28 protein-coding genes and 2 tRNA genes are annotated in these 23,556 nt (G+C 68.6%); 11 read left to right on the top strand and 19 right to left on the bottom strand.

All coding sequences use genetic code 11. The features are described 5' to 3' along the window. Positions 1–103: 103 nt before the first annotated feature. The gene (locus tag CXR04_RS34885) at positions 104–328 is read right to left on the bottom strand and encodes a hypothetical protein (protein ID WP_159072347.1); all 225 of its coding nucleotides are present in this window, start codon (positions 326–328) and stop codon (positions 104–106) included. 154 nt (positions 329–482) lie between these two features. Between CXR04_RS34885 and CXR04_RS18995 the strand changes: the two genes are divergently transcribed. Next, the gene (locus CXR04_RS18995; RefSeq protein ID WP_101423566.1) at positions 483–2,042 is read left to right on the top strand and encodes an MDR family MFS transporter; all 1,560 of its coding nucleotides are present in this window, start codon (positions 483–485) and stop codon (positions 2,040–2,042) included. Here CXR04_RS18995 and CXR04_RS18990 read toward each other — a convergent pair. Then, positions 2,029–2,832: a TetR/AcrR family transcriptional regulator gene (locus CXR04_RS18990; protein ID WP_101423565.1), complete on the bottom strand. Its 804-nt coding sequence runs from the start codon at positions 2,830–2,832 to the stop codon at positions 2,029–2,031. The two genes, CXR04_RS18995 and CXR04_RS18990, sit on opposite strands and share 14 nt — an antisense overlap. Before the next feature lie 232 nt (positions 2,833–3,064). Here CXR04_RS18990 and CXR04_RS18985 point away from each other — a divergent pair. Both CXR04_RS18985 and CXR04_RS18980 read left to right on the top strand, forming a co-directional pair. After that, positions 3,065–3,158: transfer RNA gene (locus CXR04_RS18985), tRNA-Ser, on the top strand. A 163-nt stretch (positions 3,159–3,321) separates the two neighbouring features. Then, a tRNA-Arg gene (locus tag CXR04_RS18980) sits at positions 3,322–3,394 on the top strand. Between the two features lie 76 nt (positions 3,395–3,470). On the opposite strand, the gene CXR04_RS18975 is transcribed toward CXR04_RS18980, so the two are convergent. The 10 genes from CXR04_RS18975 to CXR04_RS18930 all read right to left on the bottom strand — a co-directional run bounded on the left by CXR04_RS18975 (position 3,471) and on the right by CXR04_RS18930 (position 10,367). Further along, complete coding sequence (locus CXR04_RS18975) at positions 3,471–4,706, bottom strand: site-specific integrase (RefSeq protein ID WP_199850486.1); 1,236 nt, start codon at positions 4,704–4,706, stop codon at positions 3,471–3,473. Continuing rightward, on the bottom strand, positions 4,694–4,900 hold the full coding sequence (locus CXR04_RS18970; protein ID WP_018841172.1) for an excisionase family DNA-binding protein: 207 nt from the start codon (positions 4,898–4,900) through the stop codon (positions 4,694–4,696). Before CXR04_RS18970 ends, CXR04_RS18975 begins: the two co-directional genes overlap by 13 nt. After that, positions 4,897–6,246, bottom strand: coding sequence for a replication initiator (locus CXR04_RS18965; RefSeq protein ID WP_101423564.1), 1,350 nt, complete (start codon positions 6,244–6,246; stop codon positions 4,897–4,899). The genes CXR04_RS18970 and CXR04_RS18965 overlap by 4 nt, the downstream gene beginning before the upstream one ends. Positions 6,247–6,335: 89 nt before the next feature. Next, positions 6,336–6,596: a SpdD protein gene (locus tag CXR04_RS18960; protein ID WP_101423563.1), complete on the bottom strand. Its 261-nt coding sequence runs from the start codon at positions 6,594–6,596 to the stop codon at positions 6,336–6,338. Between the two features lie 14 nt (positions 6,597–6,610). Continuing rightward, complete coding sequence (locus CXR04_RS18955) at positions 6,611–6,805, bottom strand: hypothetical protein (RefSeq protein WP_018851935.1); 195 nt, start codon at positions 6,803–6,805, stop codon at positions 6,611–6,613. A 16-nt stretch (positions 6,806–6,821) separates the two neighbouring features. Further along, a complete protein-coding gene (locus CXR04_RS18950) occupies positions 6,822–7,013 on the bottom strand; it encodes a mobile element transfer protein (protein WP_101423562.1) in 192 nt (63 codons plus the stop codon). Between the two features lie 18 nt (positions 7,014–7,031). Further along, entirely contained in the window at positions 7,032–7,625 is a 594-nt protein-coding gene (locus tag CXR04_RS18945; protein WP_101423561.1) for a DUF2637 domain-containing protein, read from the bottom strand. Between the two features lie 82 nt (positions 7,626–7,707). After that, positions 7,708–9,039: an FtsK/SpoIIIE domain-containing protein gene (locus tag CXR04_RS18940; protein WP_101423560.1), complete on the bottom strand. Its 1,332-nt coding sequence runs from the start codon at positions 9,037–9,039 to the stop codon at positions 7,708–7,710. Then, the gene (locus tag CXR04_RS18935; RefSeq protein ID WP_101423559.1) at positions 9,039–9,389 is read right to left on the bottom strand and encodes an SCO3933 family regulatory protein; all 351 of its coding nucleotides are present in this window, start codon (positions 9,387–9,389) and stop codon (positions 9,039–9,041) included. Before CXR04_RS18935 ends, CXR04_RS18940 begins: the two co-directional genes overlap by 1 nt. A gap of 189 nt (positions 9,390–9,578) precedes the next feature. After that, positions 9,579–10,367 carry a GntR family transcriptional regulator gene (locus tag CXR04_RS18930; protein WP_101423558.1) on the bottom strand — a complete coding sequence of 263 codons (789 nt, stop codon included), beginning with the start codon at positions 10,365–10,367 and terminating at the stop codon, positions 9,579–9,581. A gap of 112 nt (positions 10,368–10,479) precedes the next feature. Between CXR04_RS18930 and CXR04_RS18925 the strand changes: the two genes are divergently transcribed. From CXR04_RS18925 to CXR04_RS18915, 3 genes are read left to right on the top strand one after another with little or no spacing between them, the layout of a single operon-like run. Further along, a complete protein-coding gene (locus CXR04_RS18925; protein ID WP_101423557.1) occupies positions 10,480–10,887 on the top strand; it encodes an NUDIX hydrolase in 408 nt (135 codons plus the stop codon). A gap of 45 nt (positions 10,888–10,932) precedes the next feature. Beyond that, positions 10,933–11,400, top strand: coding sequence for an ATP-binding protein (locus CXR04_RS18920; protein ID WP_101423556.1), 468 nt, complete (start codon positions 10,933–10,935; stop codon positions 11,398–11,400). Beyond that, positions 11,397–11,726: a hypothetical protein gene (locus CXR04_RS18915; RefSeq protein ID WP_101423555.1), complete on the top strand. Its 330-nt coding sequence runs from the start codon at positions 11,397–11,399 to the stop codon at positions 11,724–11,726. The genes CXR04_RS18920 and CXR04_RS18915 overlap by 4 nt, the downstream gene beginning before the upstream one ends. A 629-nt stretch (positions 11,727–12,355) precedes the next feature. On the opposite strand, the gene CXR04_RS34880 is transcribed toward CXR04_RS18915, so the two are convergent. From CXR04_RS34880 to CXR04_RS18905, 3 genes are all read right to left on the bottom strand, one after another. Further along, the gene (locus tag CXR04_RS34880; RefSeq protein WP_159072346.1) at positions 12,356–13,798 is read right to left on the bottom strand and encodes a hypothetical protein; all 1,443 of its coding nucleotides are present in this window, start codon (positions 13,796–13,798) and stop codon (positions 12,356–12,358) included. Between the two features lie 2 nt (positions 13,799–13,800). After that, on the bottom strand, positions 13,801–14,367 hold the full coding sequence (locus tag CXR04_RS18910) for a hypothetical protein (protein WP_101423554.1): 567 nt from the start codon (positions 14,365–14,367) through the stop codon (positions 13,801–13,803). A 542-nt stretch (positions 14,368–14,909) separates the two neighbouring features. Then, positions 14,910–15,227: a hypothetical protein gene (locus tag CXR04_RS18905; protein WP_234380313.1), complete on the bottom strand. Its 318-nt coding sequence runs from the start codon at positions 15,225–15,227 to the stop codon at positions 14,910–14,912. A gap of 965 nt (positions 15,228–16,192) precedes the next feature. Between CXR04_RS18905 and CXR04_RS18895 the strand changes: the two genes are divergently transcribed. Together CXR04_RS18895 and CXR04_RS18890 are read left to right on the top strand one after the other, a co-directional pair. Continuing rightward, complete coding sequence (locus tag CXR04_RS18895) at positions 16,193–17,122, top strand: helix-turn-helix transcriptional regulator (RefSeq protein WP_101423552.1); 930 nt, start codon at positions 16,193–16,195, stop codon at positions 17,120–17,122. Between the two features lie 387 nt (positions 17,123–17,509). After that, a complete protein-coding gene (locus CXR04_RS18890) occupies positions 17,510–18,601 on the top strand; it encodes a hypothetical protein (protein WP_101423551.1) in 1,092 nt (363 codons plus the stop codon). A 180-nt stretch (positions 18,602–18,781) separates the two neighbouring features. On the opposite strand, the gene CXR04_RS18885 is transcribed toward CXR04_RS18890, so the two are convergent. Further along, a complete protein-coding gene (locus tag CXR04_RS18885) occupies positions 18,782–19,156 on the bottom strand; it encodes a hypothetical protein (RefSeq protein WP_234380312.1) in 375 nt (124 codons plus the stop codon). Positions 19,157–19,367: 211 nt separating this feature from the next. Between CXR04_RS18885 and CXR04_RS18880 the strand changes: the two genes are divergently transcribed. The 3 genes from CXR04_RS18880 to CXR04_RS18870 all read left to right on the top strand — a co-directional run bounded on the left by CXR04_RS18880 (position 19,368) and on the right by CXR04_RS18870 (position 21,245). Then, positions 19,368–19,967, top strand: coding sequence for a DinB family protein (locus CXR04_RS18880; protein ID WP_101426464.1), 600 nt, complete (start codon positions 19,368–19,370; stop codon positions 19,965–19,967). 178 nt (positions 19,968–20,145) lie between these two features. Beyond that, positions 20,146–20,553 (top strand): helix-turn-helix domain-containing protein, encoded by a 408-nt coding sequence (locus tag CXR04_RS18875; RefSeq protein WP_101423550.1) that lies wholly within the window; start codon positions 20,146–20,148, stop codon positions 20,551–20,553. 155 nt (positions 20,554–20,708) lie between these two features. Next, the gene (locus tag CXR04_RS18870; RefSeq protein ID WP_159072345.1) at positions 20,709–21,245 is read left to right on the top strand and encodes an SMI1/KNR4 family protein; all 537 of its coding nucleotides are present in this window, start codon (positions 20,709–20,711) and stop codon (positions 21,243–21,245) included. A gap of 144 nt (positions 21,246–21,389) precedes the next feature. On the opposite strand, the gene CXR04_RS18865 is transcribed toward CXR04_RS18870, so the two are convergent. From CXR04_RS18865 to CXR04_RS18855, 3 genes are all read right to left on the bottom strand, one after another. After that, entirely contained in the window at positions 21,390–21,986 is a 597-nt protein-coding gene (locus tag CXR04_RS18865) for a ClpP family protease (protein ID WP_101423548.1), read from the bottom strand. 2 nt (positions 21,987–21,988) lie between these two features. Next, complete coding sequence (locus CXR04_RS18860; RefSeq protein WP_101426463.1) at positions 21,989–22,636, bottom strand: ATP-dependent Clp protease proteolytic subunit; 648 nt, start codon at positions 22,634–22,636, stop codon at positions 21,989–21,991. 196 nt (positions 22,637–22,832) lie between these two features. After that, positions 22,833–23,480, bottom strand: a complete 648-nt coding sequence (locus tag CXR04_RS18855; protein WP_234380311.1) for a low temperature requirement protein A — start codon at positions 23,478–23,480, stop codon at positions 22,833–22,835. Positions 23,481–23,556: the final 76 nt, after the last annotated feature.

The raw sequence follows: 23,556 nt of genomic DNA, 5'->3' as shown, positions 1-23,556 counted from the left end.
CCGTACGCGGGGACGCGAACTCAGCGCCCGGGCCCCGGATTCAGATCCCGGCCCCCCGGATCAGGCCCTTGTTCCCCCCGGATTCAGGCCGGTGTCCCCCGGCTCACCCCACCGCGAGCCACACCACTCCCGCCAGCACCGCCACCGCGACGACGATCCCGATGATCATCCCCACCCGCGGCCCCGAACTCGCCGGCGCGGCCGCCGGCTGCTGCGGCCCCCGCGCCTGCGGGCCGCCGCCCTCGTCCACGAAGGCGCGGAACATCTGCGTGCTCCCGGCCGGGTCGTAGTTGGGATCGGGCTGTTGACCTTGCGGATTGTGAGCCATGGGGCAGGACACTAGCGAACGCCCCGGACGCCTGTCAGCGGGGGGAAGCCCCCCTTCCGCTCGCCCGCGCCGGCGCCATCTGACTTCGATTGCCTTCGGCAACCATTCGTCATACTGTTGCTTAGTGCAACAAACTAAAGTCGAATCTCCCGGCATGACTCACCGGCAGATACTGGAGGCCCTCTCCGGCCTGCTGCTCGGCATGTTCGTGGCCATCCTCTCCTCGACCATCGTCAGCAACGCCCTGCCCCGGATCATCGCGGACCTCGACGGCACGCAGAGCGCGTATAGCTGGGTCGTCACCGCCGCCCTGCTCGCGATGACCGCCTCCACGCCCCTCTGGGGCAAGCTCGCCGACCTCGCGAGCAAGAAGTTCCTGGTCCAGTCGGCCCTCGTGATCTACGTCGCCGGCTCGATCGTCGCCGGTCTCAGCCAGAGCACGGGCATGCTCATCGCCTGCCGCGTCGTCCAGGGCATCGGCGTCGGCGGCCTCAGCGCGCTCGCGCAGATCATCCTCGCCGCGATGATCTCCCCGCGCGAGCGCGGCCGTTACAGCGGCTACCTCGGCGCCACCTTCGCCGTCGCCACGGTCGGCGGCCCCATCCTCGGCGGCGTGATCACCGACACCAGTTGGCTGGGCTGGCGCTGGTGCTTCTACATCGGCATCCCGTTCGCCATCCTCGCGCTGGTCGTACTCCAGAAGACCCTGCGGCTGCCGGTGGTGCGCCGGAAGGTGTCGATCGACTGGCGCGGCGCGATGCTGATGAGCGCGTCCGTCTCGCTGCTGCTGATCTGGGTCACGCTGGCGGGCGAGTCGTACGCGTGGCTGTCCTGGCAGACGTTCGCGATGACCGGCGGCGCGGTCGCGCTGGGGCTGGCGTTCCTGTGGGTCGAGACCTGGGTGCCGGAGCCGGTCCTTCCGCTACGCCTCTTCCGCAACCGCACCATCACCCTCGCCTCGCTCGCGTCCCTCTTCGTCGGCATCGCGATGTTCGGCGCGACGGTCTTCCTGAGCCAGTACTTCCAGCTCGCGCGCGGCGAGAGCCCGACGAAGTCGGGCCTGCTGACCATCCCCATGATCATGGGGATCTTCCTGTCGTCGACGATCTCGGGCTGGGTCATCACCCGTACCGGCCGCTGGAAGGTCTGGCTCGTCGCCGGCGGGCTGCTGCTCACCTCGGGGCTCAGCCTGCTCGGCACCATGCGCTACGACACCCCGTACTGGCACATCGCGATCTACATGGCCGCGCTGGGCACGGGCATCGGCATGATGATGCAGAACCTGGTGCTCTGCACCCAGAACCAGGTCGACCCCGCCGACCTCGGCGCCGCCAGCTCGGCGGTCGCGTTCTTCCGCTCCCTCGGCGGCGCGGTCGGCGTCTCCGCCCTCGGCGCGATCCTCGGCGGCCGCATCTCCGGCTACATGCGCGACGGTCTCCACGACCTCGGCATCCCGCCGGCCCGCGCCGCGGGCGAGGCGGGCGGCGACGGCACGGCGATCCCGAACCTCGCGGAGCTGCCGGTGCCGGTGCGGACGGTGGTGGAGAGCTCGTACGGGCACGGGCTGGCGGACATCTTCCTGTACGCGGCGCCGGCGGCGCTGCTGGCGTTCGTGATGGTGGCGTGCATCAAGGAGGTCGCGCTGCGGACGCGCAGCGGCCTGCAGCAGACGGGGACGGCGGAGCGGCGGGTCGAGGAACTCACGCGGGGGTGATGGTCGGCCGGACCTGCTCGGCGACGCGGTCGCGCATGGCGGCCATGCCGGCGAGGACGCACTCGAGCGCGAAGGCGAAGTCGCGGTCACGCTGCTCGTGCCCGGACAGAACGGGAACGCGTTCGGAGGGGCCCGGCTCGGAGGAGACCGCGCAGCCGCCGGCAGCGGGCGGCTGGATGAAGTCGGGATGCTCCCGCAGGGCCCGTACGAACGCGCCGTAGTCCTCGCCCGGCTCCGCCAGGCGCCCGCCGGCGCCCCCGAACCCGTACGAGAACGGAAACAGCAGCGAGAGCCCGCCCGTCAGGCACTCCTCCGGCAACCCGGCCCGCCGCATCGCGCGCTGCGCGGCGGCGACGCAGGCCATGGCGTGCGGCCCGACGTTCAGATACTCGCCGGCGAGCCGGGAGACCCAGGGGTGGGCGACGAGGATGCGCCGGTGCCCGTGCGCGAGCTGCCGTAGCTGGGCGGCCCAGTCGACGCCGTCCTCGTCGGGGAGGTCGAGCTGGGCGTAGGCGTGGTCGAGGGCCAGCTCCAGGAGCTCGTCCTTGGTGTCGACGTACCAGTAGACGGACATGGCCGTGACGCCCAGCTCGGCGGCGAGCCGGCGCATCGACAGCCGCCCCAGTCCCTCGGCGTCGAGCAACCGCACGGTGGCCGCGACGATCTTCCCCAGATCCAGCCCGCCGGCCTCCCCCACGGCAGGCGCGTACCCCCTGCGCCGCCCCTTCGCCCGCCCGGTGAGCCAGATGCTCACGCGGGCGCCGCGGACCTTCCGGCGGACGGACGCCATCGTGCGCCTCCCAGCGGTGCTGTCGCATCGTGACCACAGGTCTACGAACCGAAACGGCCCGTACACCGATGCTATGCCCGCTCCGCCCCGCCTCCTCCCCTTCGCCCCGACCCCGCACCCCGACAAGCCCTTTGCCCCCACGGCCCGGTGACCGGTACGGTGGGTGCGATTGGCAGCGGCCCCGCCGCCTGTGCCATCATCTGCACACACCTGCTTGACCGGCAGATGTGCGGGAGGCGTCGCCTAGTCTGGTCTATGGCGCCGCACTGCTAATGCGGTTTGGGGTTTACCCCCCATCGAGGGTTCAAATCCCTCCGCCTCCGCCACCCGACCAGCGAGCCCGTGCCGTACGGCGCGGGCTCTCTGCATGCCCGGGGGACGACGGTTTCCGCAGGTCGGCGGGGGTGCGGGAATCGGATTTCACCTGGCGCGGAGGGTCATGTAAAGTTATGCCCGCAACGCAGCCGGGCCGCCAGTGCCCGAAAGCGGGCGCTCGTAGCTTAACGGATAGAGCATCTGACTACGGATCAGAAGGTTGCAGGTTCGAATCCTGCCGAGCGCGCACAGGTAGAAGCCCCGCAGACGACATCTGCGGGGCTTTTCTCATGCCCGTACAGCAGCGAAGTACAGCAACAGCGTCAGCCGGTACCGCCCATGGCGTCGGACAGCTTCCCGATCGCGGCCCGTACCGCTTCGTCGCTCGCCTCGGCGTAGACCTCCATCGTCATCGCGATCTGTGAGTGCCGAAGGATCCGCTGCGCCACCTTCGGGTGGACCTTGAGGGCGACCAGGAGCGAGCTGCACGTGTGCCGGGTGTTCCGCAGCGGGATGACGCGGAGGCCGGCGCGGCGGGCGCGGAGGGCGAACATGCGGGTGAGGTTCCCCGGCTCGATCGGGGTGCCGTACTTGGTGGTGAAGATGAGCCCGTGGCTGTCCTGCCACAGCTCTCCGGCCGCCTTCCGGTCGCCTGTCTGCTGCGCGTGGCGCATGCGCAGGGCCTTGACGCACAGCGCGGGCAGAGGCAGGAAGTCGTCCGAGTCCTCCGTCTTGGTCTCGCGGTGAAGGATCCGGCGCCCGGCCCGCTGGATCTGGTGATCCACGTACAGCTCCCCGGTGTCGAGGTCCACGGACTTCCAGGTCAGGCCCAGCACCTCACCGCGGCGCAGACCGAGGCACAGGACGAGGACCCAGGCAGCGAAGAGGTGGTCATCGCGGGCGGCGGCATCGGTGAGGAAACGGCCGGCTTCGGCGACGGACCACGGCTTGATCCGGCGGCGGCGCGGCTTGGGCACCTTCACGAGCGACGCGACGTTCTTGCCGATCTCCTCCTCGGCGACGGCGTGCGTAAGCGCGGCGCGCAGAGCGTCGCGTGACGCCTGGATCACCCGGCGGGACGGGTACGACTCGCAGCACTCCCCGATCGCGCAGCAGCGCCGACGCGAGGGCTTACGCCTTGCGTCCTTGTCCTGCGCGCAGCACTGGCAGATCGTCGCCAGCTTGGTCAGCCACTCACGCACGTCGCGGACGGTCAGCTTGTCGAGCCGTTTCCCGCCCAGGTGCGGGGTGATGTAGAGCCGCACGTAGCCCTCGTACGAGACGTAGGACAGAGGAGCAAGGTTGGGTTTCACGATCGACTCAAGCCAGTAGTCGAGGAAGGCCGCGACGGTACGGTGCCGCGTGGCGACCGGGCCCTTCTTGGCGTCGGCGTGAGCCTTGAGCCACTTCTCGTGGACCAGGGCGCGCGTCTTGCCGTACACGTACTTCCGGGCCCGCTTGCCGTCCGGCTTGGTGACCCAGACGTAGGCCGCGTAGCCGTTCTTGTACGGGTAGATGGAACCCTCGCCGTTGGCGCGCTTGCCGCTCATGCCGTCCACCTCTCGGCTTCCTCGGCGCAGCGGTTCACGTACTCGTCGACCCAGGCGGGAAGGATGCGGCGGTTGCGGCCCACCTTGACGGAGCGGATCTCGCCCGTGAGAACGAGCATCTTCGTCTTGGACAAGCCGAAGCCGAGCATGGCAGCGACTTCGGCCGTGGTGTGCCACTTCGGTTTGATCGTCGCGGTTCTCATCGGGAGTTGGCTCCTTCCGGGGCGAGGGAGGCGGATAGCCAGGCTTCGGCGGGAGTGAGACCAGTGCCGGTGTAGATCCAGTGGGCGAGGACGAGGGTGGTTGCGTCGTCGGGGCCGTCCACAGGCTGTGGGTTGTCGCCGCGGGCGATGGCGGCTTGCAGGCGGCGCCATTCGGCGCGGGCGGCGCGGAGGGCGCCGAGGGTGGTGGAGTAGCGGCGGGTCTTGGTGGAGAAGTGGCCGCGGAAGCCGAGCATGTGCGCCCAGGCGCGCAGGCGGAGATGGGCGAGATCCTTGCGGGCGCCGAGGGCCCAGGCGGTACGGATGAGGCGTTCGGCGTGCGGGGGCAGGCCGAGATTCCCCAACTCGGCGATGAAGCGCAGGCGGCGATCTAACGTGCCTGTCGCTGTCTCGGCGCCTTTGGTGGCGTACTTGGCGATGTACGCGGCGACCGCGCGGTCGGTGAGGGCCTGGTCGCCGTCGAGGTCCTGGCCGTGAATGGTGCGGATGTCGAGCTGGGGACCGAACGCGAAGGTGTGGGCGCGGCCGTCGAGAACCGGGCCGGGGACGACGGCACGGGAGGCCGCCACCTGGATGGCGTCGGTCAGCAGCTCGGCCGTGGCCCAATGCGGGGGTGGGGTGTTGCCGCCGGCCGGGCCGTCGAGGCGTACGACGGCATGGAAGTGGACGGCTCCGCGCTTCTGGTATTCGGCGACCTTGGCGAAGGAGACGCGGGCGTGCTGCGGGAAGGCGCGTTGGGTGAGTCCGGCGCGGCGGGCGATCTCTCGGCGGAGGTGGATGGTGAAGCGGCGCCAGAGTGCGCCCGCGTGGGCGTTCCATAGGACGGCGGTTTCGTAGTCGTAGCGGTCGGGGTTGAGCGGGTTGCTGAGGGCGGGGTCGTCGGGTGCGTGGTGGCGACCGCAGCGGCAGGGCCGGGTGCCGGGGCGGTTGTGGACCGGGCCGAAGCTCGGGGCGGTGAAGGTGGCGAAGACCCGCGGGTGTGAGGTGACTTCTTCGGGGGTGCCTTTGCCGCCGCGGAGTCCGGCGGTGATCAGGTGGAAGGTGTCGCGGCGGTAGGTCTCGGCGCAGGCGGGGCATCGGGTGGTGCGGCGGTTTCCGCAGCGGACGAGGAGGTCACCGGCGGGCATCTGGGCGGAGTCGAGGCGGCGGAGTGCCGGGCCGATCTCGCCGGTCATCGTGTCGACACGGTGTTCGATGCGGTGACCGGCAAGGCGTACGGGGTTGGTGCAGCCGCCCAGGCCGGAGAGCTGTCGTGCGAGGGAGGGGAGGGAGCCGCCTTGTGCGAGGGTGGCCAGTTCGGCGAGCGGGGCGGGGTTGTGGCGGGTGATGATGACTGTCTCCTTTTCGGCTTCGTCGAGAAGGGGCAGGCGGCCGGGGCGGCGGATGCTTGGCGGTATCGGGCCGCCCCGGCGGCCGTTCAGCGCTGGTGACTCCGGTCCTTGAGGAGCGAGCGCAGGACCACGGCGGCGACGGCGACGGCCACGGCCGAGACCGCGACGGCGGCCAGGAGCGCGGTCAGGACGACACCGCCGACGAGGACGGTGACGACGGCCCCGGTGCTCACCGTGGGCAGGGCGCGGCGCGGGGCGTGGTGGCAGGAGCAGGGCGCCGGTTCGTGCGTACGAGGTGCGGCGACCGGGGTGTGCGCGTTCGGGGGCAGCTCGGGCTTGAACAGCATGGTTGGTGCTCCTCTCAGTCGTCGGTGCCGTTGACGACCTCGACCCCGTTGCGGGTGCCGTGGTCGATGGCGGGGGCCATGAAGGTGTCGGCGAGGTAGAAGCCGAAGAGGGTGATCACGACGACGATCCAGAGGCGGACGCCGAGGAACTTCACGGCTCCCCAGGCGATGAGGCCGAGGACGACGACGAGCGGCAGGTCGAGGTTCATGGCGTGCGTGCTCCCTTCAGCGCACCGGGCAGCGGTGCGTACGGGCGGCGAGTTCGGCGGCGGCACGTGAGTCGTAGTCGGCGGAGAAGCCGCAGCGCGGGGCGGTGCAGGCGGCGGTGTGCTTCTCGCGGCCCCGGTTGTCGGGGGCAGTGCCGACCTGGACCGGGCCGATACGGATCACGCGGCGAAAGCGGCGGTTGAGCGGCATGGCGGTTCTCCTCTCGGATCAGGTGAGTTGTGCGGCGATGCGGTCGGCGAGCGGTGCGGGGACGCCGAGGCGGGCGCGGAGGGTGTCGGGGTCGATGGGCGTACCGGTGCGGGATTCGTGGGCTGCGGCGACCTTGCGTGCGTGCTCGACGAGGGCGGCCGGTACGGGCGCGGCGGGCAGCTCGGGTGTCGTCGAGACTTCGGCGACAGGCTCCGGTTCCGGTTCGGGCTCGACCGGCTTCGGCTTCGGGGCAGGGCTGTGTGCGAGGAGCGTTCCGCCGAGGAAGGCGAGCGCCGGCCATCCGGCAACGAGGATGCGTAGCCAGTCGGGCGCGTCGTTCAGGTCGAGCACTCCGGCCGTCGCGATGTTGGCGCCGAGCGAGGCGGCCAGGGCGATGAGGAACCAGCACCAAGCCGCCGCTTTGTCCCGTCCGGAGCGCAGGCGACGCCAGGCCGCGACGAGGAGCAGGTCGACGGAGACCGGATAGGCCCACGCCTTCCAGCCGTCCTGTCCCGCGGCCGACGCCACGTCGTGCAGGTGCGCGAAGGACAACGCGGCGGCGATGACCGCCTGTACGAGCACCGGGTCGACGCGGGCGAGTCGGTCACGCACGGGTCGTCTCCTTCCGGTTTCGGGCATGGGAGGGGTAGGGACGCGGCGCGAAGCGGTCGCGCCGGCCGGGTTGGGAGTGGGGTCAGTCGCTCACGGGAACGTCGGGAAGGAAGGGCTTCAGCGCGGGCAGCTCGGGAACGAGATCAGCGGTTTCCCGGCAGCGCGCGGCGGCGTCGGCCAGCGAGAGGTACGGCGTACGGATGCGGGACCAGCCGCCGGAGGTGTCACCGGCGACGGCCAGGCCGGGCCGGTCGGGCGCGATGGCGCAGGCGGCGCCGACCGCTTCGGGGGCGATGTCGCCGAGTGCCATCTTGGCGGACGGTTCGTCGTTCACGCGGTGGCAGACACGGCCGGTGAGCTGGGCGCGGAGCATGGTGGCGCCCTTGCCCAGCTCGGCGCCGAAGCGCTGACCGCAGACCTCCAGGTAGATGCCGGCGGCGCGGCCGAGTTGGGCGAGGCGGATGAGTTGGGTGACCATCTCGTCGCGTCGTTCCTCGCCTTTCCTCGTCGCGACGAGGAAGAGTTCGGCGATCTCGTCCACGAACAGGACGATCGGCACCGGCCGTTCGCTCTCCGGCAGGCCCCACACGTCCGAGGTGATGTCCTCGTCCGGGGTCGAGGGAGCGATGCCCTGCCGGGCCCTGATCAGGTCGTAGCGGTCTTCCATCTCGCGTACGAGCGCGGGCAGCAGCTCGGCCGCCTGGTCCGGGTCGGTGGCGAGCGCGGAGAGCCGGGGCGCGAAGGGCGCCAGCTCGACGCCGCGTTTGCAGTCGATTCCGGCGAGCGCGACCCGCTGTCCGGCGAGGCCCGTGAGCAGGTGGCGCAGGTACATGGACTTGCCGGAGAGGGTCGCGCCGAGCACGAGTTCGTGCGGGATCGCGCGGAAGTCCCGTAAGAACGCAGTCGCGTCCTCCCGCAGCGCCACGGGCACCCGCAGGAAGCCACCACCCGCTTTGCGCGGCATCCGCACGCGGCGGAGAACGTCGAAGCCGACGAGCCGCAGTTCGACGACGCCGGGTTTGATCTCCCGTACGTAGACGGAATGAACGCCCCAGGCGTGCCGGAGCCGTTCGGCGGACGCGGCCAGGTCGGCGGGCTCCTGCCCCGGGGCGAGCCGGAGCCGGACGCGCAAGCCGGTCGAGGTGGGCCGGAGCAGACCCCGGCGCGGCGGTACGGGCCGTACTTCCCGCCGGGTGGTCGCCCGTACGGCCAGAACCCAGAGGCGGGACGGCTCGACGGTCAGGCCGCACGACTCCATGACCGAGCCGTACGAGCCCAGCAGCCGCACCGAGGACAGCGGCATCCCGACCGTGGACCAGTAGGCCGCCGGGTGCCGGGCCCGGAGGTAGGCGACCCCGCCACCTAGCCCGGCTATCGGGCCGCCCACCTCCACCAGCGTCGACAGATCGGACATCAGGCCGCCGCTCCGGCCGGTACGACGCCCAGGGTGACGGCGGCGGCGCGGTAGGCGATCCCGTGGCGCTGCTGCCCGTTGAACACCGACTCCCACGGGCGGGCGACCAGCCCCGGGAGCGCGACGGGAGCACCAAGGGCAAGTCCCTCACTCACGCCGCTCTCGGGGACGGTCACGTGGATCAGCGAGGACTCGCCCTCGTCGATGTAGACGACGCCGACCTTCATCAGCGTCTCGCCGCTGGTGGCGTCCTTGGCGATCTCGCCGGTCTGCCGGTCGCGCACCTTCGGCTCGGGGGCTTCGGTGAGGAGGATGGTGGCGGTGGAGGTCTCAACTCGGATGGTGCGCAAGGTGCTTCCCCTTCTTCGTTGTGACAGCTAGTCGTCTATACAAGTTGCCCCAGCCGAACCGAGGCTCGGCGCCGGGGATGCGAACCACTGTGACACACAGCTTGCCCACTCGTCTATACGAGTATGCCTCTCGGTGTGTACGAGTCCGCGAAGACGCACCTGTCGGCATCGAGACCTCCCGAACCCGGGTCAGGTCGCCGGCAGTTGGTACGCGAGCACGTAGGCGTCGGCCGCCATCACGGTGTCGCAGACCTCGACGGCCCGCCCTTCGGTGTCGTACGCGGTCCGAACCAGGTGGATCACCGGCACACCTGACGCCAGCCGCAGCATCTTCGCCTCCCCCGGGGAGGGCATCCGGGCCCGTACTTCCTCGTCGAAGTGGTCGAGCCGGTGCCCCGCTTCCTCCAGCCGCGCGTAGATGCCGCCGGGGCCGGGGTTCGGCTCGGCGATCCGCGTACCGCGCGCCAGGTCGAGCGGGAGGTAGGAGACGGCGAACTCGACGGGGCGGCCGTCGAGCAGGTAACGCCGGCGGCGAGCGAGGACCTTACGAGGAGACCCAAGACGGGCGGAGATGTCGCGACTCGGCTTCTCCTCCTTGACCTCCAGGCTGTCCACCTCCGGCCGGGAACCCGCGGCGTCCGCCTCCACGATGAACGCCGACTTGCCCTGATCGCGGTGCCGACGTGCGAAGCGGTCGGACGCGAGCCGCCGCACCGGGGGCCGCGGCCGGACGAAGACGCCCTTCCCGTGCTCGGCGGAGATCAGCCCCTCACCCTGAAGGACCCCGATCGAGTTACGAACGGTCATCCGGGAGACGCCGAAGTGCTCGACAAGCTCAGCTTCGGACGGCAGCTTGGAACCCTCCCTGAAGCGGCCCCTGTCGATGGCCTCCCGGAGCTGGTCGGCGATCTGCCGGAAAACGGCGCGATCGCTGGTGGGGTCGACAGCCCCGAGAACACCGGACGGAACGGGCGCCATGTGCGTACTCCTCTGGATATCTAGACGAGAGGCTGAGTGCTGTTGCTACGGTGGAGAGCCTAGCCAGCCGAGGGGACCGAGGACCGTGAGTAGCGCAGAGCGCCCCCACTCCGTGAGCGTCGCGGGAGTCATCGTCGACGACGAGGGCCGCGCCCTGCTCATCCAGCGCCGGGACAACGGCCAATGGGAACCACCCGGCGGCGTCCTCGAACCCGGCGAGACGGTCCCCGAAGCGCTTCAGCGCGAGGTCCTGGAGGAGACGGGCCTGAAGATCGCTCTCCCCGCATCCCTTACCGGCGTGTACAAGAACATGACGGGCCTGATCGTCTCGCTCGTCTTCCGCTGCAAGGTCATCGACGGCACACCGACCACCGGTGACGAGACTTACGCTCTCCGCTGGGCCACCCGCGCCGAGGTCACCGAACTCGCCGACGAGGCTTACGCGATCCGCGTCCTGGACGCTCTCGACGCCGCATCGCCGCCGGCCGTGCGCGCGCATGACGGCGTGAGACTCGTCTAGCTCAAATCCACTACCCATGGCGGCCACCAGCATAAAGGAACTTGTATGGACGAGTATACGAGTAGACGTCGAATCTGGGAACTCACCTGCCCGGGTCTTCCCGAAGAGGTCGGCCGTGTCCGCCGCTGGACGAGAGACGTACTCGGCGACAGCAGGTGTGCGGAAGAGGCCGCACTGATCGTGAGCGAGCTGAGCACGAACGCCCTACTGCACTCCGCGAGCGGGACAGCGAGCGGGAGCATGCGCATCTCGCTCTTCCGCACATCAGGATCGGTCGTGCTGGCAGTCACCGACGTCGGCGGAGGCGCGACGAAACCCCACGAGGTAGCTGCGGCAGATGGGGACGCCCACGGCCGCGGACTCACTCTCGTCTCGGCGCTCGGCCGACGCATGGAAGTAAGCGGAGACGACGAGGGCTACACGGTCATGGTCGAACTGGACCCCGGCACAGCAGAGCCGGAACCCCGGCCGGCGGCCAGCTTGCGACCGACCACGCAGGAGCGGCACCAATGAGCCAGCGAACTCCCCCGGAACTGCGTTGGTTTCACTGCGAGTGCCATGTCGACGAGCACCGGTTAGGCACCTTCGACGCCTACAGCACAGGCGAGGCACTGCGCTGGTTCAAGGCCGCGCTGATGATGGTCGCGATCAGCATGGACGAGGAGCCCTACCGCCAGGCCCGCGACTGGATCGACCACGGCCAAGCCGAGGCGACCCGCGACCTGTCGGAGGGCCAGGCCCACACGCTCACACTGAAGCAGCGCACCACGCAGGCGACCTGGACAGTCACACCAGTGCCCTACCTCCCACCGCCGGAGCAGGCAGACACCGGCATGTGAGCCCCATGCGTAACAACCTTCTCTACGACTTCAAGGCGGCTCGCTACCGCTCGCCGCGCGGCCCGGCTCCCCGGGCCGCCGCTCCTGTCTCCGCCCCGCTCCAGCCCGGTCCGCCGGCCCGCGCTGGCAGCCCTGCGGGAAGATCCGATCATGCCGGGCCCAGTCGATTCGGCGCGGGCAGGTCGAAGAACAGCGGGGCTCCGCCCCGAACCCCGGCCCTCTCTCGGAGGGAGCGGGGGACGCCTGGGAGCTCCCGAAAGCACGTGGCTCGGAGGTGGGTCGCGGGGCAGCTCCCCCATCGGCCGGCACCCGGAGGGTGCACCCAGAACCTCCGGGGGTGCAAGGCCAAGCGCATGCGTCACGAAGTGAGCCTTGCACCCCCGGAGAACCTGGGTAGGGCGCTACGCTGCCCGACCGGCGAGGGAGCCACCTCGCTCAGCCAGACCCATGGGCTGCGGGACTGTGGGGAACACCTGGGGTCGGTCTGCCAGGTGCCACGAGGACTCGCGGGGGACTCAAACAAGATCGACCCTCAACCAACGTCGCTGGTCAGAGGTCAATTCTCCAGGTGGTGGTGAGGCCAGGATTCGAACCTGGGAAGGCTGAGCCGGGAGATTTAAAAGCTCTGATCAGTTCAAAGGCATCTCGAACCGATATCCGAGCACTTTGGTCGCGATTTCTGTCAGTTTACCGACAGAAACGCCATTGTCAGCCGTTGCGGCCCACGTACTGAAGTCGGCCGAGATCCTCGGAGCACCTTCGTGATCTGACGCTGCAATTTCCACTTTAGGAACGTGAAAATCGTCTCGGATGCTTGCCGTGATGGACTGTACGTCCCGATAAACGTCCGCTTGATTCTCCCCGGTGACCTGAACACGCCTGACAAGGCCATCAAGTGTGACGCCAGTCAGATGGAATGGTTGAAGGCGTTCTTCGATATCCGCCCACCTAGCGGGGGGATTATCTTCACGGGTCCGAATACGCCGCCGATCTGCCGTCACCATCACACGGTACTGCCCCATGATTAAATTGAGCATTCGCGCACGGATTTCCCACCGCTCCACGTAACCAGTCCCTACCCCCTCCTGGTCGGGTTCGACATTATAGGAAAGCGCAGCACGCAAAGCCAGCCAGGAATCTTTGTTAGGCTCGACGAGGCGAGTCAGATCGATACCATGGAGATCACTAGAGATGCTCTCCAAGAGCTCCAGTGTGACCATCGAACCCAAGTGACGCCAATAACGCGGATTGCTCGTAACGTCGTCCCGCCTCAAGAGATAAGGCAGCATTACTCGCAGTTCGCTTTCTGAGAGACGACCGCGAATCAACTCCTCTTCAGACGGGTCGACTATCTGGGCCTGCTCAATGAGACTGACGTCGCCCGTCAGCCCCATTTGCATGAGTTGGGCGGCTCTTTCCAGCCGAGTAGCTGTCTCCCCACGGAATAGGTTTCGGACAGTCTCGCCGAATTGCCGCAGTTCGCTGATCTCTGTCTCTCTGGTACGCCTCCGCGCCTGTCCCCTCAACTCGTGCGCTGTCTCGGTGGTCAATAGACCGCGCCCACCCCGCATGACGCTGGTGCGTACGAGATTCAGCAGGGGAGATCCGCCCCGAGGATACGGTTCTGTGACGTCATCCAGTTCCTCAGGGGTTGAAACGGTGCCAGAGGATCTGATCTCATCCAACGCCGGGACGTCGGTCACCAAGACCTCACCGGCCTCGGAGATCTCCTGCTGGACAGTTGCGATTTCGCCATCACTGTCGCTGCCTTTGAGGGCCAGCAAAACAGGGGAACCCTGAGCCAGCGCTTGCACGTCGCGCCCCACGGTCGCCGCTCGAAGGCTGAACCGAAGAAAGATGTCACGTTGCTGCTTACGGCTGCCCTCGCCCCACGTCATTACCAAGTCCGGAACAAACGTGTGGTTGAAGTATCCTGTGTTTTCAATCTTCACTGCCGGATCGAGAGCGGAAATCTCGTACGTGAGAACGTTCTTGACTCCACGGATCAATTCGTCACCGTTGTGCGCGCCCAAAGCTTCCTGGATGGCTGAACGCATGGTTTCGTTGATCACCGTCAGGCTCCTTTGCGCTTGAGAGCGCCCTGCACCGTGTAGAGCTCTTCCCGAGTCAACAGCAATTGTTCCTGCCGCTTACTCACCATCATCAGCCACAGGCGGCCCGTAAGAAGATCTACGATGTCGTCATCAATTTCAGCCCCGTCAAGGCTTTCCTCGTGAACCGCGAGCGCATTCTTGATCTCGCTCTTAGTGGTAAGATTCACCCACTTAGTTTGGCTGAATGGATGCCACGTTACCCACATGAACTCGCGTTTCCGGTCAATCCCATCACGAATGTCGCGAGCTGTGGCACTGTAGGCATTCGCCAGATACTCAGTATATTCTTCCGGCTGCTTGCCGACCACATTGTACGCCTTGACCTCGACAAAAAGGGGCCGCTTGGTGGCAATAATATGGCCCGCTAGGTCGAAACGTTTTACTTTGTTATCGAGTCGAATCACAGTGGTCTGTTCCGGGCACTCGTACACATCGAACGGCAGTTCGATGTGCGTCGTGCTCTCAAGGCACTGCTTGGCGAGGAGGACGCCGTCCTCCCCTTCCCTGTGTGAGGACTCAGCCACCATGCGTACACACTAGTAATACAGGTCAACCTTGGCGAGGGGTTCAACCTCTCGCGTGGGGTGCTGATTTGGGTTGACCCTCTAGAGCAGGGGATCCATGAGCTAGCCGCCCGACAGCAGCCAGCGACGACAGACAGGGAGCCACGGGGAACGTCGGCTACCGACACGTGACTGAACCCCTCCCCGGTCCAAGGCACGAGCCCGGGACCGGGGATCAACCGCCCAACCGGACCTGCGGCAGGGAAGCACACTGAGTGTCTTAGTGACACCCACGACGCACAACCGCGAACAACCGTGGACGTCAGCGAACCATCAGCGCAGGTGACAGACACAGCCCTCTGGGACAGAGAGCGTCCCAAGTTACTTCGGGGCGAAGATGCCGACCTACCCGAGGTGTGCCCGACCAGGTAGGGAGCCGCGGGGAGCCACGAGTTAATTCGGTCGAGCCACTGGCTTGCAGATCCTCTCCGGCCCCAGGTCAGCGGCCGAGCACGACACAGGCGCCCGCGATTCCCAAGCTCATAGTCTCGCGATCTCCCGACGTCTTACGTTCGCTGTAGCGCCTTCCGCATCTCCTCGATCAGTGCTGTCCGCGACTGGCGGGCGGATCGCCAAGCACGAAGGTAGTCCCGGGAGTCCGAGTCGTGGCCGGCAACGACCACGTCGTAGAAGTCGAGTACTGAGAGCGTGGCGTGATGCGCCTTGTCGACAAGCGTCCGTTCGGCCACGAGCTCCAGTTGCTGCTGTGCCGCGTAGACTCCGTGCTCGCCCATCGCTACGTGTCCCTTGCCCACCTGTTGCGGGGAAGGTGCCGCCTGGGAGAACGCATCCCTGGCTGCCGAGAGAGCCGTCAGGTACTCCATGAAGGCTGTGCGTAGCGCATCGCGATCTCGCTCCGATCTCTCGCGCCGCCAGCGGGCGTGATCGGCAACCAAGGTCGCTACAACACCAAGCACCGTGCCCACGGCTGTCGCCAGAAGCGTCGACCACTGCATGCGCCCCCCTGAAGATCCTCTTTGACTGGGTTCTCTCTCCCGGTCAGCAGTACAGCAGCGGAGTACAGCAACCACAGCAACGTCACGCGCCCAGCAGTGTCCGCCAGAGACCGTGCAGCTACCCGTATGACCTCAGGTGACCAGGCTGGCTTGAGCTACGGATCAGAAGGTTGCAGGTTCGAATCCTGCCGAGCGCGCACAGGCAGAAGCCCCGCAGACAACATCTGCGGGGCTTTTCTCATGCCCGTACAGCAGTGCTCACCGCGGCTCCGGCCGGGCGTACCGTGACAGCGTGGCAAACGACGACCTGGACGGCTCTCCGTTGCCTCCGCCGGCCGGCGTCCCTCACGCAAGAGGAGTTGGCCGAGCGCTCTGTGTGTCCGTTGATGTGATCCGCCATCTTGAGCTGGGGCGGAAGCACTCAGCACGTTTCCCTACACTGCGCGCGCTGGAGAACGTTTCGGGGTGGAACTGACGACGCTCCTGGGCAAGCCGCCTGCGGTTGCGTCCACCGGCGAGAGCGACGGCCCGCGATTCGTAGCGCCGTACGCCGCGCCGTCATGTCGGCGCTCTGGAAGCAAGAGCCGGAGCGAAGAGAACCGCCTTCTCCCTGGACGGGCTGCGCGATCAGATCGCGGAGGGCTGGACGCAGTACCACTCCGCGGAGTTCGACACGGTGATGCAGGTGCTGCCGGACTTGATCTCGGATGCGCGCGGTGCCGCGGTGCCGCGGGACGACGACGCCCGAGGCGGCATGCGTGTCCGCGACCGGGTTGGTGTCTGCTACTCCCAGGGGCAGGCTAGGTCTGGAGAGTCTGCCTACCCTCGATCGCATGAACGACAGAACGCACGGCACGTCTCTCGGTGAGTTCTTGTCCACGCGCCGGGCGCAGTTGAAGCCGACGGACGTGGGGTTGCCGGACTACGGTGACCGGCGGCGGGTGCCGGGGCTGCGGCGTGAGGAGCTGGCCCAGTTGGCCGGTGTCAGCGTGGCCTACTACATCCGGCTGGAACAGGGGCTGTCGCTCAACGCTTCGCCGCAGGTCCTCGACGCGCTGGCCACCGCTCTGCGGCTGGACGACGCGGAGCGGCGCCACCTGCACACCTTGTCCGGTGACGTCCGGCAGAGCCGCCGCCGGCTCCCGGCCGAGCGTGTCACGGCGGCGGTGCGTCAACTGGTGGATTCCTTCGGGGACTCACCCGTGGTCGTCCTCGGCCGGCGCTCGGACATCCTGATGTGGAACCGCGCCGGGCATGCGTTGTTCGCCGGGCATGTGGCCCCGGACAGTCCGGATCAGGCCGCCACGCGGCCCAACACCGCCCGGCTGGTGTTTCTGGACGCCCACACCCGCGACCTGTACGTGGACTGGCCCAGAAAGGCACGGGACGTGGTGGGCAAGCTGCGGCAGGCGGTCGGCGAATATCCGAACGACCCGCATCTGGCGTCCCTCATAGGCGAGTTGACCATGCACAGCCCGGAGTTCGCCACGCTGTGGGCCGAGCAGCGGGTGCGCGCCTGGGACATGGCCGAGTACCGGATGCGCCATCCGATGATCGGGGAGCTGGACGTGCTCCAGCACTCATTGTCCGTTCCCCGTCAGCAGGGGCTGCGGGTGGTGGTGACGACGGCTGCGCCGGGCTCCGCCGCTCAGGCGGCCCTGCAGTTGCTCAACCAGACCCTCCAGTCCGCCGCGGACAGACCGGACACCACCCGCCCCGCCGCCGGCACCCGCGCACGCACCGTTCCTCCCCTGCACTCCTGATTCGGCCGACCGGCCGCACTCGCTCCGCAGTCCGCAGTCCGCAGTCCGCAGTCCGCAGTCCGCTCAGAGCGTCACCCCTGAACACCACTCGGCAGTCCCTGGCCCGAGGCCGGCAGAAAGTGCCGCGGGGGTCTGGTCACGCACGCCTTCCTGCCAGCCGGTGACCTGGTGCACGGCTGGGATCTGGCCCAAGTCATCGGCCGGAGAACCCTGTTCGACGACGCCACGGTCGAGCGTGGGACCGAGTTCCCCCGTCCCGGAACGCTCCGGAAGGCGCCCCCGCGCTCAACCGGCCGGCCGCCCTGCTCGGACGCCGTATCACCGGGTGCCCCCGGACAGCTCTCGCACGTACCTACCGACTCCGACTCTCCCGAGGAAACAAGGACGATGAAGAAGACCAAGCTGAAGATCGCCATCGCGGGTGCCGCACTTGTCGCTGCCGCGGCCACCGGGACGGCACTGGCCGCGAACGGCACCTCCGGCGCTTCTGCCTCCGCCTCCGTATCGAGTTCCGGCTCCGAGCGATCCGGTAGCGAGCAGAGCAAGGAGAAGACGCCCCTCCCCATCAAGGCCGACGGCCCGAACGTGTTCCCGCACTCGCTGGACTTCGACGCCCGGTCGAAGACGTTCTTCGCCGGCTCGCTGAAGCAGGGCAAGGTCTTCGCCGTCAGTCCGGACGGAAAGGTACGCACCTTCATCGACGACCCGGAACTCGTCTCCGCGCAGGCCGTCCACGTCGACCGCGAGCGGGGCCGCGTCCTGGTCAGCAATGTGGACTACGGCACCGCCGACCGTTCCCGCAAGGACGCCCCCTTCCGCGTCGCCGGCGTGGGCAGCTACGACCTGGCCACCGGGAAGCAGGAGTGGTGCACCGATCTGACGGCGATCACCCTCGACGGCAAGCAGCACCTGATCTCCGACCTGACGGTGGCGCCCGACGGCACCGTCTACGCCGTCGATGAGCTGACCCCGACGGTGTACCGCATCGACACCGAGGGCCGCGCCTCGGTCTTCCTCCAGAGCGACCTGCTCCAGGGCAAGCTTGACATTCCTGACTTCCTGGATGACGTCGGCATGTCGGCGGTGGAATGGGTGCAGGGAAACCTGCTGATCATCGCCATGGCCGACGGCTCCCTGGTACGGGTACCCGTCCAGCACCCAGAAAAGGCGCAGCCGGTGAAGCTCTCCGCGCCGCTGGCGTCCCCCGCGGCCGGCATGCGGCTCCTGAAGGACGGCTCGATCACGGCGGTCAGCAGCGGTCTCCTGTCCGGCAAGCCCGCCCAGATCCAGCACATCGAGCCCAGCGACGGCTGGAAGGAAGCCACGGTGACGGTCACCGACACCGTCAAGGATCCCGTCACCAACGACGTGACCGCGGGACCGGGCGGCACGACCTACGCCCTCAGCGGCGGGCTGGCCGACCTCCTCGCGGGCAAGCCCAACGACGGATTCACCCTGACCCCCGTCAAGACCGGCTGAACCGGCAGCCACCGGCGTGGTTCGTGGCTCGCTCGCGGATCCGCAGGGGGTCGGAGCCCATGCCCGGACGGCGTTGTTCAGCGCCGTCCGGGCGCCGGTGGGGGTGCACCCTTCGTGCGGCGCGGGTGGTACGGCACCTTCAGACGCGCCGCCAGTGCGTTGCCGACCGCGTCCTCCGCGTCATACCTGTTGAAGCTCCGCCGCCCCAGGAATGATGCGGATACCTCCGCCCCCCGGGGGGTCGACGGTGTTCCCCAGCAGGGTGTTGCGGTGGTCCAGCAGTCTGTCCGGGTCCGCGCCTCCTGCCAGTTTCGTCAGTGCCGGGACGGCTGATCTCCTCGGTCCTACGTCCCTGCCTCTCGCCGCCAGCAGAAACACGTCGTCCGCCGTCCGCAGCCCCGTCACCCCCGTGTCGTACGGGCGCCAGGCCCTGACATAAACGGAGCGGTGTCCGATCGCGGTGATGCTGCCCAGTTCGCGTGGCAGGAGCTCGGCCGCCAACTGCGGTTCCAGACCGCGGGCGCACCGAGCGACGAAGTGTGCGTCGTCGCGCATGATGACTGTTCTTCTCCCACGCCAAGGCCCGGGACCTCGCCACGCCGACCCGCCTCGTCGGCGACGGGGGATCCTCGCCTCGCCGACGGCGCCTAGCGCAGGTGGAAGAAGTACATGCCCGCGATCCTACGGGCGCCGCCGCCCGGCCTCCCCGGCGCGGGCGGGTGGTGGTCATCCCCTGGTGCGGTGGTGCAGTGCGATGCTGGTGGGCATGGCCGACACCGATCCCAAGGCGGACCTCCACCGCTATCTGCAGGCCGCCCGAGAAGCGCTGCTGTGGAAGCTCGAAGGGCTGTCCGAGTACGAGGCACGGCGTCCGCTGACGCCGACCGCCACCAACCTGCTCGGGCTCGTCAAGCACCTGATCGGCTGCGAGACCGCGTACTTCGGCGACACCTTCGGGCGCCCCTTCGGCGAGTCCGTGCCCTGGCTCGACGGCCCCGGCGCCGAGGTGCCCAACGTCGACATGTGGGCCACCGCCGACGAGTCCCGCGAGGACATCGTCCATCTCTACGAGCGCGCCTGCGCGCACTCCGACGCCACCATCGCGGCGTTCGCCCTGGACGACCTCGGGCGCGTACCGTACTGGCCCGACGACCGGGCCGAGGTGTCGCTGCACCGCGTGCTCGTCCACATGCTCGCCGAGACCCAGCGGCACGCCGGGCACGCCGACATCGTCCGCGAGCTGGTCGACGGCGCCGCCGGGATGCGGCAGGGCAACGACAACATGCCGGACGGCGATCGCGCCTGGTGGGAGTCCTACCGGCGGCGGGTCGAGGACGCGGCCCGGGAGGCTCAGGGGCGGCAGTGAGTCAGGGGTGGGGAAAACGCGGCTGGGGGAGTCGCGGCCTGGGGGGCGGGGTCGCGGGCCGGCGGGGTCCTCCGGGTTCTTCTGTACGGGGCCTCCCCCTCCGTTCGCCTTCGGCGATTCTGCCGTTGGCAGATCGCCCACCCCTTCCCTCCTCGCCCCACCCGCCTAGGCTGAGAACGTGACCCACCACGCGCCGAACCGCCCCGCCCGCGTCCTCCCCCTGCGTCCCCCCGCGCCCGAGGCGGACGATGGGCGCGAGCCGCTGTGGCGGCAGGTCGTCGGGGGTGTGCTGCGGCGGGAGCGGCTGGCTCAGGAGCGGACGTTGAAGGACGTCGCCGACGCCGCGCGGATCTCCATGCCGTACCTCTCCGAGGTCGAACGCGGGCTGAAGGAAGCCTCGTCCGAGGTCCTCGCCGCCGCCGCGCAGGCGCTCGGGCTGCGGCTGGCCGACCTGCTCGTGCTCGTGCACGGCGAGATCGTCCGCCTCTCCGCCATCCGGGACCGGGAACGGCCCGCCGGGCTGTCCTCCGTCACCGAGCTGCCCAGCGCCCGTTCGCGCCCCGGCGACGTGCGGCTCGCCGCCTGATCCACCTGAAGCGGCGGCACAGCGGCTGGACCAGGATCTTCACTCGCCCCGCCTCTGCGCTGCCATAGCTGCCGAGCTTGACGGACAGATGAGGGTGTCAAGGGACATCGGAACGAAGGCTGGGGCTACAGGATTGCCGTATGTGGGTTCAGCGAGTGATCGAAGCGACCGGGTGGGAGCCACTCGGGATCTCCACCGACTGGACGGCAATCGAGGGAGAGCTGGGAGTCCCGCTGCCGGCGGACTACAAGGAGCTCTACGAGGCGTTCGGCGGCGGCGTCTTCAGTGATTCCGTCTACTTTCTGGGGCGCGACGAGGGCGTCTCGTTCGACTTCCTGACACAGTGGCGGGCTTCTCTGTCGGTCGACCAGGACAGCAAGCTCGGAGACGTCTCTGCCGTCGATCCCTATGCGATCTACGCGCCGGGCGGCAAGGGGCTGGTCGAGTGGGGCTCCACCGAGTGGGCCGACGAGTACTTCTGGCTGATCGATGCCGAGCGGCCGGGCGATTACCCCGTCCTTGCGCGGTCCCATGACGGCGGCGCATGGGACCGGTACGACATGTCCACCTCTGAGTTCCTCTACCGCGTCCTTGCCGATGCCGATTTTGAACCTTTCGGAATCGCGCGGTACGACCTCGGCACCACCTTCGAGCCCGGATCCGGCGGCCCCTTCGACGGCCGGCCGCTCTGACGAGAGGCCGGCCGTCCCACGTTCGTGGACACGACGGTGCCGTCGTTCTCATCCGGATCCGTGAGCCAGATGATCACCGACTGGCTCCGAACCGGTTGCCAAACGCTGTTCCCGGGGATCGACGAGGCCGGGTGTGCCGGAACCTCACAGGTGGCGTTTGCTGATCACCTGGTCCGCCAGACCGTAGGCCACCGCATCCTGCGCCGTGAACACCTTGTCCCTGTCCGTGTCCGCCCGCAGCGTCGCCACCTCGTGGCCCGTGTGCCGTGCCAGCACCTCCTCCATCTGCGTCCGGATCCGCAGGATCTCCTTCGCCTCCAGGCTCAGGTCCGACACAGTCCCGCGCCGCACGCCGCTCGCCGGCTGGCCCAGCAGGACCCGCGCGTGTTCCAGTACGAAGCGGCGGCCCTTCTCCCCGCCCGCGAGGAGCACCGCCGCGGTGGATGCCGCCTGGCCGACGCAGTACGTGGAGATGGGGGCGCCGACGAACGTCATCGTGTCGTAGATCGCCATCAGCGAGGTGTACGAGCCGCCGGGCGAGTTGATGTAGATCGAGATCTCGCTGCCGGGGCTCGCCGACTCCAGGTGGAGGAGCTGGGCGATGACGACGTTCGCGACGCCGTCGTCGATCTCGGTGCCGAGGAAGATGATCCGTTCCGAGAGCAGCCGGCTGTAGATGTCGTACGCGCGCTCGCCGTGCGCCGTGCGCTCGACCACGTTCGGGATCGTGTACTGGCTCATGGTCACAGCCCCATCCGTCGCTTCGAACCTGCCGGGCGGATGTCGGCGAGCGACTCGACGACCTGGTCCACCATCCCGTACTCCTTCGCCTGCTCCGCCGTGAACCACCGGTCGCGGTCGCCGTCGCGCGAGATCGTCGCCTGGTCCTGGCCCGTGTGCTCGGCAAGGAGGCGTTCCATGAGGGTCTTGCTGTACGCGAGGTTGTCCGCCTGGATCTCGATGTCGGCCGCGCTGCCGCCGATGCCCGCGGAGGGCTGGTGCATCATGATCCGCGCGTGCGGCAGCGCGAAGCGCTTGCCCTTCGTGCCGACCGTGAGCAGGAACTGCCCCATGCTCGCGGCGAAGCCCATGGCGAGCGTGGTCACGTCGTTGGGGATCAGCCGCATCGTGTCGTAGATGGCGAGGCCGGCGTGGACGGAGCCGCCGGGGCTGTTGACGTAGAGCGCGATGTCGGTGCGCGGGTCCTCGGCGGAGAGGAGGAGGAGCTGCGCGCAGACGCGGTTCGCGGAGGCGTCGGTGACCTCGGTGCCGAGGAGGACGATGCGCTGGCCGAGGAGTTGGGCGGCCAAGTGGTCGTCGAACCTCGACGGTGGCGGTGCGTCCTCTTCTTCCGCGCGCGGTGTCAGGGTGGTGCGGGCCGGTGGTGTCATCGTGCCTCCCTCGTGAACGGGTGCTGCTTTCCTGCTTCCACGGTCGGCGGGAGGCGGCCGGAAGGGGAGGGATCTTTGCCCGGGGCAGATTCGCCCGTGGCAGAGGTACGGGGGGCGCGGCCCCGCCCGGCGGGGGCATTCACTTTTCGTTCGTGCCATTTGTTGCGTTGAGGCGCTTGTGGCGGGTCGCGCGCTTCTACGCCCCCGCCCGTGCAGCCCCACCACCGCCGCCGTCACCACCGCCGCGGCGAGCCAGATCAGCATCTGTGTCCAGCCGGTGAAGAAACTGCCGACGACCAGCAGCACGAACGGCGGCGCGACCGACGTCAGGGCGGTGGCGCGGAGGGTGGTACGCAGCCGGTCGTCGCCACGGGTGCGTCACCCGGTACGCGACGAGGTGCAGGACGCGCAGCGCGCCGTAGCAGAGGACGAAGATCAGCGGCGCGTTGATGCTGCCCTCGCCGCCCGCGAAGACCTCCGGCACCGTCAGCGACACGACGAGCACCGCCGCCGTCGCCGTCAGCAGGACGCCGAGGAGCGGGCCGGTGCCGGTGCGTACGACGCTGCCCGGCCGGGCGAAGCAGCACCAGCGCCACAGCAGCGCGAGCACCACGCCGCCGCCGAGGAGGCGCATCGGGGTCGGGTCCTCCGCGAGGAGCGTGGTGACCTGCATGAAGGCGTAGACGAAGACGAGGTCGAAGAACAGCTCGGCGGGCGTGACGCGGTGGTCGCCGCCGGTGGAGACGACGCGGCGGAGATGGGTGCGGGGGGTCGTCCCGGTGGCGGTCCGGGCGCTGGTCGCGGTGGTCGCGGTGGGCCGTGGTGGCGGGCTGCCGGGGTGCATTCCCGGGTGCTTGGCGGGGGTTGGTCCCGGGCTCCCCATGCCGGTCGCGACTGCGGTCGGGCGGCTTTCGCGGCTG

The organism is Streptomyces sp. CMB-StM0423, from assembly GCF_002847285.1.
Taxonomy (GTDB): domain Bacteria; phylum Actinomycetota; class Actinomycetes; order Streptomycetales; family Streptomycetaceae; genus Streptomyces.
This window is presented reverse-complemented; position numbering and strand designations above follow the sequence as displayed.

Bases quoted from the DNA above. Each gene is read 5' to 3' on its own strand.
- CXR04_RS18890 (WP_101423551.1), top strand. From the start codon at position 17,510: ATGAAGAAGACCAAGCTGAAGATCGCCATCGCGGGTGCCGCACTTGTC.
- CXR04_RS18920 (WP_101423556.1), top strand. From the start codon at position 10,933: ATGGACGAGTATACGAGTAGACGTCGAATCTGGGAACTCACCTGCCCG.
- CXR04_RS18865 (WP_101423548.1), bottom strand. From the start codon at position 21,986: ATGAGCCAGTACACGATCCCGAACGTGGTCGAGCGCACGGCGCACGGC.
- CXR04_RS18895 (WP_101423552.1), top strand. From the start codon at position 16,193: ATGAACGACAGAACGCACGGCACGTCTCTCGGTGAGTTCTTGTCCACG.
- CXR04_RS18930 (WP_101423558.1), bottom strand. From the start codon at position 10,367: ATGGCGCCCGTTCCGTCCGGTGTTCTCGGGGCTGTCGACCCCACCAGC.
- CXR04_RS18940 (WP_101423560.1), bottom strand. From the start codon at position 9,039: ATGTCCGATCTGTCGACGCTGGTGGAGGTGGGCGGCCCGATAGCCGGG.
- CXR04_RS18990 (WP_101423565.1), bottom strand. From the start codon at position 2,832: ATGGCGTCCGTCCGCCGGAAGGTCCGCGGCGCCCGCGTGAGCATCTGG.
- CXR04_RS18860 (WP_101426463.1), bottom strand. From the start codon at position 22,636: ATGACACCACCGGCCCGCACCACCCTGACACCGCGCGCGGAAGAAGAG.
- CXR04_RS18995 (WP_101423566.1), top strand. From the start codon at position 483: ATGACTCACCGGCAGATACTGGAGGCCCTCTCCGGCCTGCTGCTCGGC.
- CXR04_RS34885 (WP_159072347.1), bottom strand. From the start codon at position 328: ATGGCTCACAATCCGCAAGGTCAACAGCCCGATCCCAACTACGACCCG.
- CXR04_RS18960 (WP_101423563.1), bottom strand. From the start codon at position 6,596: ATGCTGTTCAAGCCCGAGCTGCCCCCGAACGCGCACACCCCGGTCGCC.
- CXR04_RS18955 (WP_018851935.1), bottom strand. From the start codon at position 6,805: ATGAACCTCGACCTGCCGCTCGTCGTCGTCCTCGGCCTCATCGCCTGG.
- CXR04_RS18885 (WP_234380312.1), bottom strand. From the start codon at position 19,156: ATGCGCGACGACGCACACTTCGTCGCTCGGTGCGCCCGCGGTCTGGAA.
- CXR04_RS18970 (WP_018841172.1), bottom strand. From the start codon at position 4,900: ATGAGAACCGCGACGATCAAACCGAAGTGGCACACCACGGCCGAAGTC.
- CXR04_RS18910 (WP_101423554.1), bottom strand. From the start codon at position 14,367: ATGGTGGCTGAGTCCTCACACAGGGAAGGGGAGGACGGCGTCCTCCTC.
- CXR04_RS18905 (WP_234380313.1), bottom strand. From the start codon at position 15,227: ATGGAGTACCTGACGGCTCTCTCGGCAGCCAGGGATGCGTTCTCCCAG.
- CXR04_RS18915 (WP_101423555.1), top strand. From the start codon at position 11,397: ATGAGCCAGCGAACTCCCCCGGAACTGCGTTGGTTTCACTGCGAGTGC.
- CXR04_RS18855 (WP_234380311.1), bottom strand. From the start codon at position 23,480: ATGCACCCCGGCAGCCCGCCACCACGGCCCACCGCGACCACCGCGACC.
- CXR04_RS18880 (WP_101426464.1), top strand. From the start codon at position 19,368: ATGGCCGACACCGATCCCAAGGCGGACCTCCACCGCTATCTGCAGGCC.
- CXR04_RS18950 (WP_101423562.1), bottom strand. From the start codon at position 7,013: ATGCCGCTCAACCGCCGCTTTCGCCGCGTGATCCGTATCGGCCCGGTC.